The sequence below is a fragment of the Intrasporangium sp. genome (assembly GCF_039812505.1).
Lineage (GTDB): Bacteria > Actinomycetota > Actinomycetes > Actinomycetales > Dermatophilaceae > Intrasporangium_A.
This window is the reverse complement of record NZ_JBDIAQ010000008.1, coordinates 1-16,421: the sequence shown is the minus strand read 5'-3', so window position 1 is coordinate 16,421 and position 16,421 is coordinate 1. Positions and strand designations below refer to the sequence as shown.

At 74.2% G+C, this 16,421-nt stretch carries 14 protein-coding genes and 1 riboswitch; of the genes, 4 read left to right on the top strand and 10 right to left on the bottom strand.

Features of this window, described 5'->3' with window-relative positions:
• Positions 1-54: 54 nt before the first annotated feature.
• The 4 genes from WMI84_RS02400 to WMI84_RS02385 form a co-directional block, all read right to left on the bottom strand.
• Positions 55-1,287 (bottom strand): homoserine O-acetyltransferase, encoded by a 1,233-nt coding sequence (locus WMI84_RS02400; protein WP_347350405.1) that lies wholly within the window; start codon positions 1,285-1,287, stop codon positions 55-57.
• A gap of 13 nt (positions 1,288-1,300) precedes the next feature.
• Positions 1,301-1,413, bottom strand: a riboswitch (SAM riboswitch).
• Between the two features lie 107 nt (positions 1,414-1,520).
• Complete coding sequence (locus WMI84_RS02395; protein WP_347350404.1) at positions 1,521-2,669, bottom strand: DUF4192 domain-containing protein; 1,149 nt, start codon at positions 2,667-2,669, stop codon at positions 1,521-1,523.
• 137 nt (positions 2,670-2,806) lie between these two features.
• Positions 2,807-2,929, bottom strand: a complete 123-nt coding sequence (locus tag WMI84_RS02390; protein ID WP_347350403.1) for a hypothetical protein — start codon at positions 2,927-2,929, stop codon at positions 2,807-2,809.
• 58 nt (positions 2,930-2,987) lie between these two features.
• A complete protein-coding gene (locus WMI84_RS02385; RefSeq protein WP_347350402.1) occupies positions 2,988-3,746 on the bottom strand; it encodes a hypothetical protein in 759 nt (252 codons plus the stop codon).
• Positions 3,747-3,881: 135 nt separating this feature from the next.
• On the opposite strand from WMI84_RS02385, the gene WMI84_RS02380 reads away from it, so the two are divergent.
• Positions 3,882-5,030, top strand: coding sequence for an aminotransferase class I/II-fold pyridoxal phosphate-dependent enzyme (locus WMI84_RS02380; protein WP_347350401.1), 1,149 nt, complete (start codon positions 3,882-3,884; stop codon positions 5,028-5,030).
• Complete coding sequence (locus WMI84_RS02375; RefSeq protein ID WP_347350400.1) at positions 5,023-6,720, top strand: DNA polymerase; 1,698 nt, start codon at positions 5,023-5,025, stop codon at positions 6,718-6,720. Before WMI84_RS02380 ends, WMI84_RS02375 begins: the two co-directional genes overlap by 8 nt.
• Positions 6,721-6,784: 64 nt before the next feature.
• On the opposite strand, the gene WMI84_RS02370 is transcribed toward WMI84_RS02375, so the two are convergent.
• Complete coding sequence (locus tag WMI84_RS02370) at positions 6,785-7,738, bottom strand: PAC2 family protein (RefSeq protein ID WP_347350399.1); 954 nt, start codon at positions 7,736-7,738, stop codon at positions 6,785-6,787.
• Positions 7,739-7,834: 96 nt separating this feature from the next.
• The gene (hrpA, locus tag WMI84_RS02365; protein ID WP_347350398.1) at positions 7,835-11,779 is read right to left on the bottom strand and encodes an ATP-dependent RNA helicase HrpA; all 3,945 of its coding nucleotides are present in this window, start codon (positions 11,777-11,779) and stop codon (positions 7,835-7,837) included.
• 111 nt (positions 11,780-11,890) lie between these two features.
• On the opposite strand from hrpA, the gene WMI84_RS02360 reads away from it, so the two are divergent.
• Complete coding sequence (locus WMI84_RS02360) at positions 11,891-12,553, top strand: hypothetical protein (protein ID WP_347350397.1); 663 nt, start codon at positions 11,891-11,893, stop codon at positions 12,551-12,553.
• Between the two features lie 21 nt (positions 12,554-12,574).
• On the opposite strand, the gene WMI84_RS02355 is transcribed toward WMI84_RS02360, so the two are convergent.
• From WMI84_RS02355 to WMI84_RS02340, 4 genes are all read right to left on the bottom strand, one after another.
• The gene (locus tag WMI84_RS02355) at positions 12,575-13,816 is read right to left on the bottom strand and encodes a peptidoglycan bridge formation glycyltransferase FemA/FemB family protein (protein ID WP_347350396.1); all 1,242 of its coding nucleotides are present in this window, start codon (positions 13,814-13,816) and stop codon (positions 12,575-12,577) included.
• 9 nt (positions 13,817-13,825) lie between these two features.
• Positions 13,826-14,305: a hypothetical protein gene (locus WMI84_RS02350; protein WP_347350395.1), complete on the bottom strand. Its 480-nt coding sequence runs from the start codon at positions 14,303-14,305 to the stop codon at positions 13,826-13,828.
• Positions 14,298-14,660, bottom strand: a complete 363-nt coding sequence (locus WMI84_RS02345; RefSeq protein ID WP_347350394.1) for a hypothetical protein — start codon at positions 14,658-14,660, stop codon at positions 14,298-14,300. Before WMI84_RS02345 ends, WMI84_RS02350 begins: the two co-directional genes overlap by 8 nt.
• Before the next feature lie 356 nt (positions 14,661-15,016).
• Complete coding sequence (locus WMI84_RS02340; protein ID WP_347350393.1) at positions 15,017-15,595, bottom strand: DoxX family protein; 579 nt, start codon at positions 15,593-15,595, stop codon at positions 15,017-15,019.
• A 147-nt stretch (positions 15,596-15,742) separates the two neighbouring features.
• Between WMI84_RS02340 and WMI84_RS02335 the strand changes: the two genes are divergently transcribed.
• Complete coding sequence (locus WMI84_RS02335; protein WP_347350392.1) at positions 15,743-16,417, top strand: VOC family protein; 675 nt, start codon at positions 15,743-15,745, stop codon at positions 16,415-16,417.
• Positions 16,418-16,421: the final 4 nt, after the last annotated feature.

Below are 16,421 nucleotides of genomic sequence, written 5' to 3'. Positions count from 1 at the left end.
CTGATGGCCGACGGCCGTGCCACGGACCGCACCGGCCGGGTCCCGCCGGTCTGCTCAGCCGACCGGTCGGCCCAGCGCACGCCGGACGATGCCGGCCACCTGGTCGGTCTCGATCAGGAAGCCGTCGTGTCCGTGGACGGAGGTGACCGACTCGCGCGTCGCGTTGGGCAGCAACCGTGCCATCTCGTCGGACAACGGCGGCGGGTAGAGCCGGTCGGTGTCGACCGAGGCGATCGTGCAGTCTGCCGCGACCCCGCGCAGAGCCTCGGCCAGGCCTCCCCGGTCACGGCCCACGTCGTGCGAGTTCATCGCCTCGGTGAGCACCAGGTAGGAGTTGGCGTCGAAGCGCCCGGTCAGCTTGCTCGCGTGATGGTCGAGGTAGCCCTCGACCGCGAACCGGCCGCGGGCCGCCGGTCGGAGGGGGTCCTCCCCCGACTGCGCGTCGCGGCCGAACCGGCCGTTCAGCTCGGTCTCGGTGCGGTAGGTGATGTGGGCGATGCGTCGGGCGATCCCGAGGCCGTTCTCCGGGGTGCGGCCGGTGTCGTAGTAGTCGCCGCCGGCGAAGTCGACGTCGCTACGAATGGCGAGCAGCTGCGGCTGGGCCCAGGCGATCTGGTCGGCAGTCGCGTGCGCGGTGCTGGCCAGCACGATGGCCCGCTCCACGAGGTCGCCACCCATCACCGCCCACTCGATCGCACGCATGCCCCCCATCGAACCGCCGATGACGGCCGCGACCCGACGGATGCCGAGCCCCCGGAGCAGAGCCTGCTCGACCTGCACCTGGTCGCGGATCGTGACGTACGGGAAGCGAGCGGCCCAGTACCTGCCGTCCGGAGCCGGGCTGACCGGCCCCGTCGTGCCCTGGCAGCCACCGAGGACGTTCGCGCAGATCACGAACCACCGGTTCGTGTCGAGCGCCCGGCCCGGGCCGACGAGGCCCTCCCACCAGCCGGGCGTGGGATGGCCGGGACCCTGCGGGCCGACGACGTGGCTGTCACCGGTCAGGGCGTGCTCGACCAGCACCACGTTGTCGGCACCGGGGGCCAACGTCCCCCACGTCTCGTACGCGACCCGCACCTGGGGAAGCACGCCCGCCCGCTCGAGGCGGATCGTGCCGATGTCGAGGAACTCGCGCTCCCCGACCGGGTCCCCGGCACGCCACGTGCCGTCGTCGGGACGTCCCGCCCGGACCCGACCGACCCGGGCCGTCGGCGGCGTGGGCACAGGTCGCGTCCCGACCGGACGGGCGCGGTGGGTCAGGCTCTGGTGTCGGTGGGTCACCGTCATCGCTGCTCCTCGCGTGTCGCGCTTGCACGCGCCGGCCGGCGCGGCCCGGTCCTCACCCGGGGCACCCCACCCGCGATGGAGGGTTGCCGACCAGCGAGCCGGGGCTTGACGCTGGCACTCATGACCTGAGCACAGGATACGCGATCCCGGCCGGCCCGCCCGAGCGGCCGTCCATCCCATGGACCCGCGGTCCCGCGGCCCAGGGACCGGCCGGTCCCACCGTGGGCCGGCGCCTACGCAGCGACGGACGGCGGCCGCACCCCCAGGTCGAGGAGGTGCTCCAGCAGGCGGGCCAGCACGTGCCCCGGCTCGACCTCGAGAGCGCGCTCGACGGCGACCCGGGCCGCCGCACCGTCGCCGGAGAACCAGGCGCAGGCAGCAGTGACGGCCAGGACCGGGGCAGCATGGGACTCGGGCGCGAGCCGGCACAGCCGCTCGAGGCGGGCTCTGGTCAGGGCCTGCCGGCTCAGCTCCGCCAGGCCCTGGCGACCGGGGCCGCCAAAGGCCGATTCGACCTCCGGCGGACCACTGTCAGCCCAGCCGTGGTCCACCCCGTCGTCGCCGACGACCGGCACGAGGTGACGCTCGAACAGGCCGGCCAGCCGCGGGTCCAGCGCCCCCGTGGGAAGGCTCTCCGGGCAGAGCATGGCGATGACGCCGTCACGCAGGCCGCGGTGTCGCAGGCTGCCCAGCAGCAGGGTGAGCCGCTCGGTCGGCACCTGCTCGCCGTCGAACCGACCGACCAGCAGCTCGGCCCATGTCGAGACGCAGGCCTCGGCCCACGTCGGATGCCCTCCTCCGGGGGCCGGCCGGGCAGCCGAGGTGAACAGCCCGCCCCCCTCGACGACCTTGGCGACCCAGTCGTCGACGGCGCGAGCCAGGCCCGGCGATGCGGGCTCGGTCGGGCGCAGGATGGCGGCGAGCTCGTCCCGGGAGCCGAGGGCGACCCGGCCGAGCCCCACGTACGTGGCCACCGCACCGACCTCGTGGGCAGCCGGGACCGGCTGGTCCGGGCAGCAGTCGCACATCAGGCCGGTCCAGCGGCCGGCCCGCACCACGATCCGGTCCACGACCGTGATGCCCTCGGCCTGCAGCCGGGTGGTGACGGCCTGCGACAGGCGGGCGGTCTGGCCCATACGGTCCTCGAACCCGACGACCATGACGCCCGACGGCCGCTCCCGGCGCAGCGGATCGACGAGGGAGGCGGCGGCGTCGGCTGCGGCTGCGGGGTCGGCAACCGCGTCGAGCCGCACGACCAGGCCGAGCCGCCGGTCGTGCAGGGACACGACGACGACGCTGCGGGAGGGGTGGAAACCGAAGTGGTAGGGCAGGACGGCCAGCAGGTCTGCCGGCCCGGACAGGGAGAGGGTGGTCTGCTGCATGGGACCCGAGCGTGGCGCCGGTCGTGGTGCGCGGCCAGCCCTCACTCGTCCGGAGGCCGCCGGCTGGGGACGACGCGCGTGACGGCCGGTCGGATGTGGACAGCGCCGGTCGGGCCCGGGACCGCGGGGCCTGCGGGCTACTGTCGCCCACCCGGCGACTGCACGGCGGGGTCGGTTCGCCGCAGGGCGCCCTGCCCGCGCTCCCAGGCGAGGAAGCGGTCGGTCTCCTCGAGGAAGGCCCGGGCGAACCACGCGAGCACGACGGCGTCATCGGCGAGCCCGACGAGCGGCAGGACCGCCGAAGCGTGACCTGCGCGGTCACGCGGAGAACGGCGAGACCGGGGGGAACTCCAGCCCGGCCTGCCTGGCGATCCGTCCGACCAGGTAGACGTCCATGCCGCCGCCGACCGCACCGCCCAGGAGGGGCACGCCACGCCCGAGCCCGGCCAGCACGCCGTCCCCCAGCTTGCCGAGCAGATGGAAGCCGACCGCCTTGTTGAGGACCATCAGCGCGGGCGGCGAGAGCTGGTCGACGGCGAGCGCCGCGAGCCGGCCGCCGGGCGGGTGCAGGCCGGCCTTCCGGAGGATGTCGTCGCGATCGGCCCCGACGAGGGTCAGCAGTATCGCCGAGCGGATCTCGGGCTGGTCGATGTCGTAGCCCCGCAGCCGGGCGACGGCGGCGGTCATCCGGGTGCCGATCAGGTAGAAGGTCAGGACGTTGGCCGGCAACGACACCGGCATCGCGAAGAACCCGCCGAGCCCCGTCACGAACCCGCCGGCCGCCGCCATCCGCTGATGCGTCCGCCGCACGCCGGCGACGGCCTTCTCGACCTGCCCGCCTGCGTCGACGAGCGCCGCGTCCGCGACGTCGTGGGCGGATGCGAACGGGCCCACGCCGTCGATGCCGACGTCGAGCAGCCGCTGGACGAGCCGGGTCGCGGCGGCGCTCAGGGACCCGGCTGCCCCGAAGGGGAGTGCGCCGCCCCGATCGGGCAGCGGTCCGGGCACCGGGTCCGGTCCGTGGCCGGCCCGGGCGGCCGGCACCGCCTGCTCGCTGCCCCTGCGCAGATGGCCCACAGCTGTCCCCTTCGGTGACGCGACCGCGCCCGGATCCCCGGACCGGCCCCCGCCACCGTATGACGGCCCGATCGGGCGCGACAACCGCGCGGACCGCAGGATCTCGCCGGAGAGCTCTCGCCTAGGCTCCGTGACATGACTGCGCGGCTCCTCGGCGACGACGCCGCCGCGCTGCGTCGCGACCGCACCAGCCTGAAGTGGCAGACCTTCCCCGAGGACGTCCTGCCGCTCTGGGTCGCCGAGATGGACGCCGCACCCTGCCCGGCGGTCGTCACCGCGGTGACCGACGCCATGCGCCGAGGCGACACCGGCTATGCCGGGACCGGCGGGTATGCCGCTGCGCTGGCCTCGTTCGCGGCGGCCGAGTGGCGCTGGCGCCTCGACCCGCGGGAGGCGACCCAGGTCACCGACGTGCTGACCGGGATCGCCCGGCTGGTCGAGCTGTTCACCGACCCCGGCGGCCCGGTCGTGCTCAGCTCCCCGGTCTACAACGCCTTCTTCCTGGTCGTCGACTCGGTCGGCCGCAGGTCGGTCGACGCACCGCTCACCGACGCCGGCCGACTCGACCTCGACGCCCTCGCCGAGACGTTCCGGCGGGTGACCGCGGGAGGCGGGAGGGCGGCATACCTGCTGTGCAACCCTCACAACCCGACCGGCACCGTCCACACCGCGCAGGAGCTGGGCGCCCTGGCCGCGCTGGCGCACGAGCACGGTGTGCAGGTCCTGTCCGACGAGATACACGCGCCGTTGACCTACCCGACCAGCAGGTTCACGCCGTACCTGACGGTGCCCGGCGCGGAGGCAGGCGTGACGGTGACGGCGGCCTCGAAGGCATGGAACCTGGCCGGCCTCAAGGCCGGCCTGGTCGTCCCCGGGGCCGAGGCCCGCGGCGCCGTCCGGGCGCTGCACCCGTTCGTCACCATGGGGGCCAGCCACCTGGGGGTCATCGCCCAGTCCGCGGCGTGGCGGCAGGGCGGCCAGTGGCTGCGCCGGATGCGCGGCGAGCTCGACGACAACCGCCGGCTGCTGGCCGGGCTCGTCGCGCAGCAGCTGCCCGGTGTGCGGCTCGTGCTGCCGGAGGCGACCTACCTGGCCTGGCTCGACTGCCGGGGCCTCGCGCTGGGCGACAACCCGGCCGCGGTGTTCCGCGACCGGGGACGGGTGGCGCTGTCCGCCGGCCCGCAGTTCGGCGCGCGGGGCGCCGGGTGCGTGCGCCTCAACTTCGCCACGTCGCCCGAGATCCTCCGCAAGGCGGTGCGTCGCATGGCGGGTTGCCTTGGGTGACCGGCCGGCCCGGGCACCGCTCGTGGCGCTCGTGCTCGGCCCCCAGGGCGCGTATGCCGCTGGGCCGGGCATCGACGAGTGGTGGCCGCCCGGTGCGGTGACGACCCGCTTCGCGGCCGCGACCCGCGAGCACGGCCCCCGATGGGTGGTGTGGTCCGCCGCCCTGGGCCTGCGTCCCATCGTGGCCGCGGGGATCACCGTTGCCCGCAGCTGGGACCTCGCCGAGGTGCACCGGATCATCCACGGTGGCTGGCCGGCCTCGCCCGGGCACGTCTGGGCCGCGGTGCGCGGCCTGCCGGAGCGCGAGGTGCCGGCTCCCCCGCGTCCGCGGCTCGCCGGGTTCGAGGCCGACCTGTTCGACCTGCCCGGCGGTGACGACGCGGGGCTGCTCACCGCCTCGGGGCAGCTGCGTCCGGACGCCCTGACCGGCTGGGCCACCAGCCCCGAGCGACTGCGCCGGCTGGCGCGGCTGGCACTCGACTGCCAGGCGCAGCAGGCGGTCGCGCTGCAGCACCTCGACGGGGTCGACGGTGCACGGGCGTGCCGTACCGCTTGGTCGGAGTCGGCCGCCGCGGTGCTCTGCCTCGAGCTGGAGCGGGACGGGCTGCCGGTCGACCGGCTCGCCGCCGAGGACCTGATCTGCGCGGCGGCGGGCCCGCGCCCGGCCGACGAGGCGGCGGCCGACCGCACGAGGCGAGCCCGCGACCGGGCCGTGCTGGCGCTCGCGCCGGGACACGAACGCACCGACCTGCGCGACCCTGCGCAGGTGCGCGACCTGCTCGCGGCGTTCGGGGTCGACGTGCCGAACACCCGCGCCCAGGTCCTGGAGCCGTACCGGCACGGCCACCCGCTGGTGGAGGCCCTGCTCGGCTGGCGCAAGGACGAGCGGATCGCGACGACGTACGGCTACCGCTGGCTCGACGAGCACGTCGGCCCGGACGACCGGCTCCGGGGGGAGTGGACCGCGTGCGACGGCGCCGCCGGACGGATGACCGCCCGGCACGGCCTGCACAACCTGCCGGCCCAGCTGCGGCCCGCGGTACGCGCGCGCCCCGGCCACGTCTTCGTGCGGGCCGACCTCGGCCAGGTCGAGCCCAGGGTGCTCGCGGTGGTCAGCGGCGACCGGGCACTGGCCGAGGCGACCCGGTCCGACGACCTCTACGCCCCGGTCGCCCGAGCTCTCGGCTCGGACCGGGCGACGGCCAAGGTGGCGGTGCTCGCGGCGATGTACGGCCAGCGGTCCGGGGCGGCCGGCGCGGCACTGGTCCAGCTCGAACGGGCCTACCCGGTCGCGATGGGTCTGCTCGACCGGGCTGCCGCCGAGGGGGTGGCCGGCCGGTCGGTGCGCACCTACGGCGGCCGGCTGATCCGCCTCGACGGGGGCGCCCCGGGCACGGAGGCAGCACGCGGGCGCTACGCCCGCAACGCGGTCATCCAGGGGTCGGCCGCCGAGCTGTTCAAGGCGTGGGCCGCGACCGTGCGGGTGGCCGTCGTCCCGCTCGGCGGGCAGATCGTCCTGTGCCTGCACGACGAGCTGCTCGTCCACGTCCCCGAGTCCGGCGCGAGCGAGGCCGCCGCCCTGCTCGACCTGGCGTTGCGGTCGGCGGCGCGCACCTGGGCCGGCACCGAGCAGGTGCGGTTCGTCGCGGACACGGGCATCGTGCGGCGCTGGAGCGACGCGAAGGCCTAGCGGCTGCCCGCTCGGCCGGGAGCCGCTGCCCGTTCGACGAGTGGCCGGTCCCGCTGGGCGGGGCTCAGGGGTGCTGGGTTCCCGAGCCGGTGTCCGGGCCGGTGGGCCCGCCCTCGTCGGTGACGTCCTTGAGGAACGCCTCGAACTCGGCGCCGATCTCGTCGGCGGTCGGCAGGTCGCGCAGCTCGGTGGCCAGCAGGCTGCGCCGCTTGCTGCCCTCGATGAACGAGTCGTACTGCTCCTCGAGGGCGTGCACCACGGCGGCCACCTCGTCGGACTCGGCCACCTGCCGGTCGATCTCGGCCCGGTTGCGCCCGGCCGTGGCGGCGAGCGCCGCCCGGCCCAGGTCGAGCCCGGTGGCCGCGGCCACCCGGTCCAGGGCGCTGAGCGCGGCCTCGGGGTACTCCCCCTGCCCCAGGTAGTGCGGCACGTGCACCGAGAAGCCGATGGCGTCGCGACCGGCCTCGCCGAGGCGGTACTCGAGCAGCCCGGCGAAGCTGCCGGGCACCATCATCTCGCCGAAGGCCACCTGGTTCTTCGGGATGAGCCGTGGGCTGGTCGCGTGGGCCGTGACGCCGATCGGGCGGGTGTGCGGCACGGCCATCGGGATGCCGTGCACGCTGACGGTCAGGTCCACCCCGAGCGTCCTGACCAGCAGGATCGTGGCCTCGGCCATGCGGGCCCACTGGTAGTCGGGCTCGGGGCCGGTGAGCAGCAGGAAGGGAACGCCCCGTCCGTCGATGACGCGGTGGACCACCAGGCTGGGGTCCGCGTACGCGGTCCAGCGGTCCCGGTCGAAGGTCATGGCAGGCCGCCGGCCCCGGTAGTCCAGCACCTGGTCGACGTCGAAGGACGCCACGACGGTCGACTCGTGGGTGGCGAGCAGGTGCTGGGCGAGCAGCTTCTGGGTCTGGCCGGCGTCGATGAAGCCCTCGAGGGCGACGATGAGCACCGACGCCTGCATCCGGGGCAGCGGGGTGTCGGTCTCGAACGAGATGAGCTCTGACGGGTCCAGCACGGCATGGCCTTTCGTAGTGCGGGTCACCCGGTCAACGCCCGCTCGCCCGGCACGATTCCCGAGCCCACTCGGAAGCGTCGTGGCCGACCACCCCGGTCACGGTCCGATCGCCGCGATCGCCTTCAGGATCCGTTGTGCCGAGACCCGGCGCGCGGTGCCGAGCTGTTGCGCGAAGAGCGAGACCCGCAGCTCCTCGATCATCCAGCCGATCTCGAGGACGTCCGGGGCGCCGCGCCGCGCCGGCCGCAGGGTGGCCAGCAGGTCGGCGTAGCGTCCTTCGACCAGGTCCACCTGGTCGAGCAGCTGGGCGTCCCGGGCCAGGTTCTCGGGCGCCTTCTCGAGCCGGTAGGAGACGGCGCGCAGGTAGCGGTCGAGGTCGCGCAGCCGGTCCACGCCGGTGTCTGCGACGAAGCCGGGCCGGACCAGCCCGCGCAGCTGGGCCCGGACGTCGGCGAGCAGGGGTCGCATCCCCGGGTTGCTCGACCGGGCCAGCACCTCGAGCCGGTTGGTGATGCCCAGGTTCGCGGCCAGGACGGGCTCGACCAGGCCGACGACCTGCAGGACGCGTGCGCTCGCGTGGCTGCGCACCGCCGTGAGGGCGCGTTCGAACCCGGCACGGGTGCGGATGCCGCCGGGTGGGCCCGCGCCGGTGGCCGGTCCCTCGCGGGGGCTGCCCGCCGGGCCCTCGTCGCGCACGATGGCGTCGACGGCCGCGGCCAGGCAGTCGGCCAGCAGCGCGGGCACGCTCCCGTGCGGGTTGCTCCCGAGGGCGAGCTTCTGGGCGTTGCCCAGGCGGGCGAGGACCTGTCGCCACGGCGGCGTGGTGGCGAGCAGGAGCAGCCGCCGCACGCCGAGCCGGTGCTCCGAGTCGGCCTCGGCCCGGGTGGGCAGGACCCGCAGGTCGACGCAGGTGCCCCGGTCGACGAGCGCCGGGTAGCCCACCACGTCCTCGGCGCCCCGGTAGGTCTCGGGGACGGTGTCGAGCGGCCAGCCCGTCAGGCCGGTGGCCTCGATGGCGGCGGCGGCGGCGCGCACCTGCTTCCGCAGGGCCGGGGTCGCCGTCTCGCGGACCGTCTCGAGGTCCTTGCCCGTCGCGATCGGGGTGCCGTCCGGGCGGTCCACGGAGAAGCCGATCCGCAGGTGGTCGGCCACCCTGTCCCACTGGAAGTCGGCGGCGGACACGGCCACCCCGGTATGCCGCCGCAGCGCGGCCGCGAGCGCCTCGGTCAGCGGCCCCGACGAGGGGTCGAGCTCCGGCAGCACCGCATGGGCGTGGTCGGGCGCCGGGACCAGTCCGCGCCGGACCTGCTTGGGCAGCGAGCGGATCAGGGCCGTGACGAGGTCCTCGCGGAAGCCCGGCACCTGCCAGTCGAAGCCGGCCGAGATCACCTGGTTGAGGTGCTCGACGGGGATGTGCACGGTGGCGCCGTCCTGGGGCGACCCGGGCTCGAACCGGTAGGTCACCGTCAGGGCGTGCTCACCCTGCTGCCAGGTCGTCGGGTAGTCGGCACCGACGACGGTGCCGGCGGCCTCCCGCAGGAGCAGGTCCTCGGTGAAGGTGAGCAGGTCGGGGTCGTGCCGGCGCGCCTTCTTCCACCACGTGTCGAAGTGCCGGCCCGAGACCACCGAGGCGGGGATGCGCTGGTCGTAGAAGGCGACCAGCGCGTTGTCGTCGACGACTAGGTCGCGCCGGCGCGTCCTGGCCTCGAGCTTCCCGAGGCGTTCGAGCAGGGCGGCGTTGTCCGCCCGGAAGGCGTGCCGGCTGCTCCAGTCGCCCTCGACCAGCGCGTGCCGGATGAACAGGTCACGGGCCAGGGCCGGGTCGATCGTGCCGAGGCCGACGGTCCGCCCGACGACGAGGGGCACCCCGTACAGCGTGACCCGTTCGGTCGCCACCGCCGACCCGCGCCGGGCCGACCAGCGCGGTTCGGAGTGCTGTCGCTTGACGAGGTGTGCACCCAGCTCCTCCGCCCAGGCGGGGTCGATCCGGGCGGCCATCCGGGCCCAGAGGCGGGTGGTCTCGACGAGCTCCTCGGCCATCACGAACTGCGGCTGCCTGCGGAACAGCGTGGACCCGGGCGAGATGCCGAAGCGGGCACCGCGGGCGCCGAGGTACTCGCGACGCTGCTCGTCGCGGACCCCGACGTGCGACAGCAGCCCGGCGAGCAGCGCCTGGTGGACGGCATCGGCGTCGAGCTGCCCGTGCCGGCTCCCCCGCGTCACGTCGAGACCGGCGCGCTTGGCCGCCTGCTTGACCTGGGTGTGCAGGTCCTGCCACTCGCGCACGCGCAGGTAGTGCAGGAACTCGGCCTTGCACAGGCGCCGGAACGCGCTGGAGGACAGCGCCTTCTGCTGTTCCCGGAGGTGGCCCCAGAGGTTGAGCCAGGTCACGAAGTCGGAGTGCTCGTCCTGGAACCGCTTGTGGGCCGCGTTGGCCAGCTCCTGCTTGTCCTGCGGGCGCTCGCGCGGGTCCTGGATCGACAGCGCCGCGACGATGACCAGCACCTCGCGCAGCACGCCTCGCCGGTCCGCCTCGATGACCATCCGCGCGTGCCGCGGGTCGATCGGCAGCCGCGCCATGGTGTGTCCGTATGGCGTCAGCCGCCGGGACGCCCGTCGCGCCCCGGCCCGACGGGGCCGGTCGCCGTCCTCGCCGGCGAAGGCCTGCAGCTCCTGCAGGAGCCGGACCCCGTCGGTGACCTGACGGGAGTCGGGCGGGTCGATGAAGGGGAAGGCCGCCACGTCGCCCAGGCCCAGCGCGCTCATCTGCAGGATCACCGCGGCCAGGCTGGTGCGCAGGATCTCGGGGTCGGTGTACTCCGGTCGGGACTCGAGGTCCTCCTGCGAGTAGAGCCGCACCGCGACGCCCTCGGAGAGCCGGCCGCACCGGCCGGACCGCTGGTTCGCCGAGGCCTGGCTGATCGGCTCGATGGGCAGTCGCTGGACCTTCAGCCGCTGGCTGTAGCGCGAGATCCGGGCCGTCCCGCTGTCGATTACGTAGCGGATCCCGGGCACGGTCAGGGAGGTCTCGGCGACGTTGGTGGCCAGCACGATCCGCCGGCCGGAGTGCGGGGCGAAGACCCGGTGCTGCTCGGCCGCGGAGAGCCGCCCGTAGAGCGGCAGCACCTCGGTGGCCGGCAGCCTCAGCCCACCGATGGCATCGGCGGCGTCCTTGATCTCGCGTTCGCCGGACAGGAAGACCAGGATGTCGCTGCTCGGGCCGGAGTGCCGCTCGGTCCACAGCTCGAGGACCGCCTCGCAGATCCCGGTCATGAGGTCCTGCTCGTCACGTTCGGGACGGTCGGGGTCGACCAGCGGCCGGTAGCGCACCTCGACGGGGTAGGTGCGCCCGGACACCTCGACGACCGGCGCAGGTGTGCCGTCGGCGGCGGCGAAGTGCGCGGCGAAGCGCTCCGGGTCGATCGTCGCGGAGGTGATGATCACCTTCAGGTCGGGCCGGCGTGGGAGCAGCTGCGCGAGGTAGCCGAGGATGAAGTCGATGTTGAGGCTGCGCTCGTGGGCCTCGTCGATGATCAGGGTGTCGTAGCGGCGCAGGTCCGGGTCCTGCGGCAGCTCGGCGAGCAGGATCCCGTCGGTCATCACCTTGACGAGCGTGTCGGGGCCGGAGTGGTCGGCGAAGCGCACCTGGTAGCCGACGGCGGTCCCCAGCTGCACGTCGAGCTCCTCGCTGAGCCGTTCGGCGACGGCCCGGGCGGCGATGCGGCGCGGCTGGGTGTGCCCGATCATCCCGTCGAGGCCACGGCCGAGCTCGAGGCAGATCTTGGGCAGCTGCGTCGTCTTGCCCGACCCGGTCTCGCCCGCGATGACGACGACCTGGTGCTCGCGGATGACCTCGGCGAGCGCTTCGCGGTGCTCGACGACCGGGAGCTGCTCGGGGTAGGTGATCGGGGGGACGAGGCCGGCCCGGTGCGCGCGGCGCGCGGCGCGCTGCTCCGGTGTGGGCGGCATCCGGCCCCGGCGAGGGCGGCCCCGGCGGGAGCGGCGTGCGCGCGACGGGGCGGACGCGGGCTGCTCGGGCATGGGCGACAGGATAGATGCCCGGGTGCGGGCGGCCGAACGGGTTTGTGGCCCGTGGCACCGGGGGAGAGACTGGACGGGTAGGAACAGGCGAGCGGGCAGGCTGGAGGCGAGATGGGCTCTCGACCGGAGGTCCCGGACCCCGAGCACGACCGGCACGTCGCCTTCCCCGACGACCCGGCAGCGCCGCCGCCGGAGAGCTGGTGGGCACCGGCGCCGCCCCGGCGCAGCGCACCGCCCCCACCGCCACCGCCTCCCCCGGTACGGCGGGCCACGTCCCGGCGCCGCCGGGCCGGGATCTGGTGGGCCGTCGTGGCCGCCCTCGTGCTGGGCGGGCTGGTCTCGCCCGGGCACCGCGACATGGGCATGTCGGGTGGGATGGGCGACGGCACCTCGGTCGCACAGCAGGCCGAGGCCGGGCACGTCGAGCTCACGCCCGATCCCAAGGCGCCGAACTCCAGCCTCGTCGCGGACGACGCGGCCGTGTCCCTCGTGCCGCCGGGGACGACCCATTTCCGTCTCGAGGTCGTCGGGGGCGACCCGAAGGCCACGATCGAGGTCACGACCGCGCAAGGAGCGACGGCGGTCGAACCCGACCGGCCACTCCCCCGTGCTTGGCAGCTGACCCGTAGCGACCCGGCTGACGAGCTGACTGTCACGGTGTCCGACGGCTCCGTGCGTGGTCAGGTGCAGTGCCGCGTCTACGTCGGATCCGACCTGGTCGCGGTCGCGACGGGCAACGGCCGGGTGAGCTGCACCGTGCCGGCCAGCCCCTGATCGTCTCGACCTGGCCGTTGCTCAGACGTCGGACTCGGTGTTGGCGCCCGCGCGCCGGTTGTTGACCGCCACGCGCAGCGCCATCGCCTTCTCGAACGCGGTGTGCCAGAAGCGGCTCAGCACGAGCTCGCGCTCCCCGACGTACTCCACGACGTCGGCGCCCGCGCCGAGCTTGAACAGCAGCAGCCCGGTCAGCGGCGAGGTCGCCCCGAGCGAGGTGTTGAACCCGCGCAGGTCGTATGCCGTGCAGCCGGTCTCCAGCGCGTCCTGGATCGCCTGCCACTGCAGGGCGTTGGAGGCGCGGGCCTCACGGTTGCGGCTGGTGGAGCCGCCGTACAGGTAGGAGAACATGTCGCCGACGCGGACCATCAGCGCGGAGGCGAGCACGTCGCCGCCGACGTGCGCCTCGTAGACGTGGGCACTGATCCGGTCGTGCTCGCGGTCGCCGAAGGCGCGCACCATCTGCTCGAAGTAGGACCGCGCCCGCGGGAAGAACCGGTCGCGCACGGCCGTCTCGGCGTAGAGGTCGTGGAAGGTGGCGACGCCCTCGAGGCCGGTGGTGCGCACCTCGACGCCGGCCTTGGCCGCCTTCTTGATGTTGCGGCGCCACTGCTGGTTCATGCCCTTGAGGACCTGCTCGGGCGTGCGGCCCTGGAGGTCGACGATGCAGACGTAGCGGGGCTGGCCGACCGCGGCGGTGTTGCCCCACCCGATCGGCCGCCAGTCGCGCTCGTCGAGCCAGCGTTCGAGCCGGCGCGCGGCCGGGCTGTCGGACGTGGGTGGCAGGTCGGTGAAGGACATCAGCCCGCCCTCGCCGATCTGCTTCTTGACCGGGTCGGGCGCCCACCGGCGCGAGGCGACCGGGAAGCCGAGGCGCAGCGCGAAGGCCCGGTCCTGCCTGGCCCAGTCGACCAGCGGGTCGAGCCAGGCCGAGGGGCCCTCGGCCACCTGCTCCCACGGCAGTGCCGGGCCCTCGGGCAGGTAGGCGAACGACCGGCCCAGGCGGGGCAGATGCCGGGACAGCACGAGCCCGGCACCGACGAGAGTGTCGGACGGGTCGAACCAGCCGAGCGTGGTCTGGCGCCAGCCCGGCTTGGTCCGGCCCCAGGCCGGGGTCTGCAGGAAGCTGCCGCCGAGGTCGACGACGGCGGTGGCGAGCTGCTCCGGGGTGACGGGGCGCACGGTGAACGGGCCGTTCGGCGCGGGGGGTGCGGGCCGGCTCGCGCCCTGGTTCGGGTCGGTGCTCCGGTCGGCGCTGCTCATGGCTGAACCCTACCGAGGCGCCTCGGCGGGACCGGTGACGAGCGCCCGGTGTCGCCAGATCCACCACAGGCCCAGGAAGGGCAGCACGAGGGGGACATAGCCGTAGCCCTGCCCGAAGTGCGACCACACGGTCTTGTCCGGGAACGCCTCGGGTATCGCGTACGAGATGGCCCCGACGACCAGGACCCCGAGCAGCTCGAGCGAGACGGCGATCGTCGCGACGCGGACCGAGGTGCGGCTTCCCCTGGCGAGGCCGACGGTCGCGACGATGTAGATCGCGGCGGCGAGCGCCGACAGCAGGTAGGCGACCGGTGCCCGGTCGAAGTAGAGGGCGATCTGCAGCACGGAGCGCCCGGTGGCGGCCAGCGCGAGCAGCCCGTACACGGCCACCAGCAGCCGGCCTGCTCCGTGACCCGTGTGGTCGTCGGTGGTGGCCGGGACGCCGTGGTCCGGGGCCCGGTCGGGGAAGGGGCGGGTGGGTTCAGACATTGAGCTGCCAGATCTGCAGGATGCGGGCGACGAGGATGGCGACCACGACCGCGGCGCCCAGCACGACTCCCATGGCCCACCGCGACCGTTCCTTGATGGCGATGAAGATCGCGACGGGCAGGACGACCAGGACCGTCAGGAGGTAGGCGAGGTAGGTGGCCCGTTCCGAGCCGTCCTGGATGGACCCTGACCGCGTCACGCCGACGACCAGCTGGGCCAGCAGGGCCAGCTCGACCAGGCCGCTCACGACCATGATCGGGTCGTCGACCACCCGGTCGCGCCACAGGTGGTGGGCGGCCAGCAGGAACAGCACCGCGCAGGCGATCAGGATCGCCACGGTGAGGGGTGCGAACACGGGGCGCAGCCTACTTCGTGGGCCGGGAGGGACCGCACCGCCCAGCCCGCGGGGCGGGGGCGCTTGTCGTGGGCCGTGGCCGGCGCGTGCCCCGGTGGATGTGGTCGCCACGCACCCAGTGTGCGCCAGGGCCGGTGTGCGCCGACGGGCCGGTGTGCGCCGAGGACGGTTCCCGTCGGGCCGGCGGCTCACCCGGCACCACGAGAAGTGGGCCCGGTCCGAGGACCGGGCCCAACGGCATACCGCTGCCGTGGTAGGTGCTGCGCTCGCATGATCGGAGGGCGATCCGCCTCCTCAGCAGATCGCCCTCCGTCTGGTGGGCGGCTCTTCGGTGAGACCGACGGCCACCTATCGGGTCACCGCAGGATGCCGTTGCCGACCTTGCGGCCCCACCACTTGCCGACGCCCCACGTGTCTCCGGCGTAGGTCGCGGCGAGCACCGCGAGACCCAGGCCCTCGACCCAGTGGCTGTCGAAGATGGGGTTGGTGTACGCGCCCGTCGTGCCCAGGGGGAACTCGGCCAGGTACATGAGGAGCAGGAGCAGGCCGCCGGTCCAGGCGGCGAGCTTCAGGCCGGCGCCGGCGAGGACGGCCACCCCGATGCCGAGCAGCCCGAGCATGAACAGCCAGTCGGCCCAGGGGCCGCTGATCGACTTGAAGAAGCCGGCGAACGGGCCCTCCGCGTGCGTCATGAAGCCTTGGGCCGGCGTGCCCCCGTTGATCCAGGCCTTGGCGGCGGGGGTCATGTAGCCGAGCCCGAAGAGCTTGTCGAGGAAGGGCCACAGGAACATGAAGCCCAGGACGATCCGCAGACCGCCGAGGAAGCGGCGCGCCCAGGCGGACCGGACGACCTCCTCCTGGAAGGTCACGGCCCCGTCCGTCAGGTGGGCGACGCTGCGACTGTGGGTCACGTTCTCTGGGTGGGTGGTGGCCATCGTTCTCATCTCCAGAACTTCTCGGTGCCTCCCGGCAGGTCCTGCCGGTACTACAAAGTGTAGTAGTAAGACCTCGGGTGGTCACGTCCTGGGACTGTGATCTGCGCGGCACCGGTGCGCGCGGCACTGCCGCGTTACCGTGGACGGATGCCACTGGCCGCCTACAAGGACCTCTGCCTCGATGCGGTCGACCCGCGGGCCGAGGGCGCGTTCTGGGCGCCCCTGCTCGGGTGGGAGCTGCAGCTGCTCGACGACGGGGACGCCTGCCTGCGTGAGGGCGACGCCGTCCGGGTCTGGGTCAACCGGGTGCCGGAGCCGACCACGGTGAAGAACCGGCTGCACCTCGACGTCAACGTGGCCACGGTGGACGAGGCCGTCGCGCTGGGCGCAGAGGTCGTGGACGACATGAGACGGTGGACGGTCCTGCGCGACCCGGACGGGCAGCTGTTCTGCGCGTTCGTGCGGGAGCAGCTCCAGCAGCGGCCGTACGAGCTCGTGCTGGACGTGACCGGCGACACGGCGGACGCGCACCGGGTCGCGGCGTGGTGGCAGGGCATCCTCGGCGGGAACCTCGGCGACGACCCCCGCGGCTTCTCCTGGGTGGAGGGGGTGCCCGGGCTGCCTTTCGAGGCAGTGACTTTCAGCCCTGTGCCTGAGGCCAAGACGACCAAGAACCGGGTCCACGTCGACGTACGCTCCGAGAGCCTGGGCGGGCTGTTGCGGCACGGCGCAACCCTCTTGCGGCGCAAGGGCGACGGCGACATCGGCTGGACCGTCCTGGCCGACCCGGAGGGCAACGAGTTCTGCGTCTTCACGCCCTGACGGG

Coding starts and splice junctions, on each gene's coding strand:
- WMI84_RS02340 (WP_347350393.1), bottom strand. CDS start 15,595: ATGGCCACCACCCACCCAGAGAACGTGACCCACAGTCGCAGCGTCGCC.
- WMI84_RS02350 (WP_347350395.1), bottom strand. CDS start 14,305: ATGTCTGAACCCACCCGCCCCTTCCCCGACCGGGCCCCGGACCACGGC.
- WMI84_RS02395 (WP_347350404.1), bottom strand. CDS start 2,669: ATGCAGCAGACCACCCTCTCCCTGTCCGGGCCGGCAGACCTGCTGGCC.
- WMI84_RS02335 (WP_347350392.1), top strand. CDS start 15,743: ATGCCACTGGCCGCCTACAAGGACCTCTGCCTCGATGCGGTCGACCCG.
- WMI84_RS02380 (WP_347350401.1), top strand. CDS start 3,882: ATGACTGCGCGGCTCCTCGGCGACGACGCCGCCGCGCTGCGTCGCGAC.
- hrpA (WP_347350398.1), bottom strand. CDS start 11,779: ATGCCCGAGCAGCCCGCGTCCGCCCCGTCGCGCGCACGCCGCTCCCGC.
- WMI84_RS02360 (WP_347350397.1), top strand. CDS start 11,891: ATGGGCTCTCGACCGGAGGTCCCGGACCCCGAGCACGACCGGCACGTC.
- WMI84_RS02400 (WP_347350405.1), bottom strand. CDS start 1,287: ATGACGGTGACCCACCGACACCAGAGCCTGACCCACCGCGCCCGTCCG.
- WMI84_RS02355 (WP_347350396.1), bottom strand. CDS start 13,816: ATGAGCAGCGCCGACCGGAGCACCGACCCGAACCAGGGCGCGAGCCGG.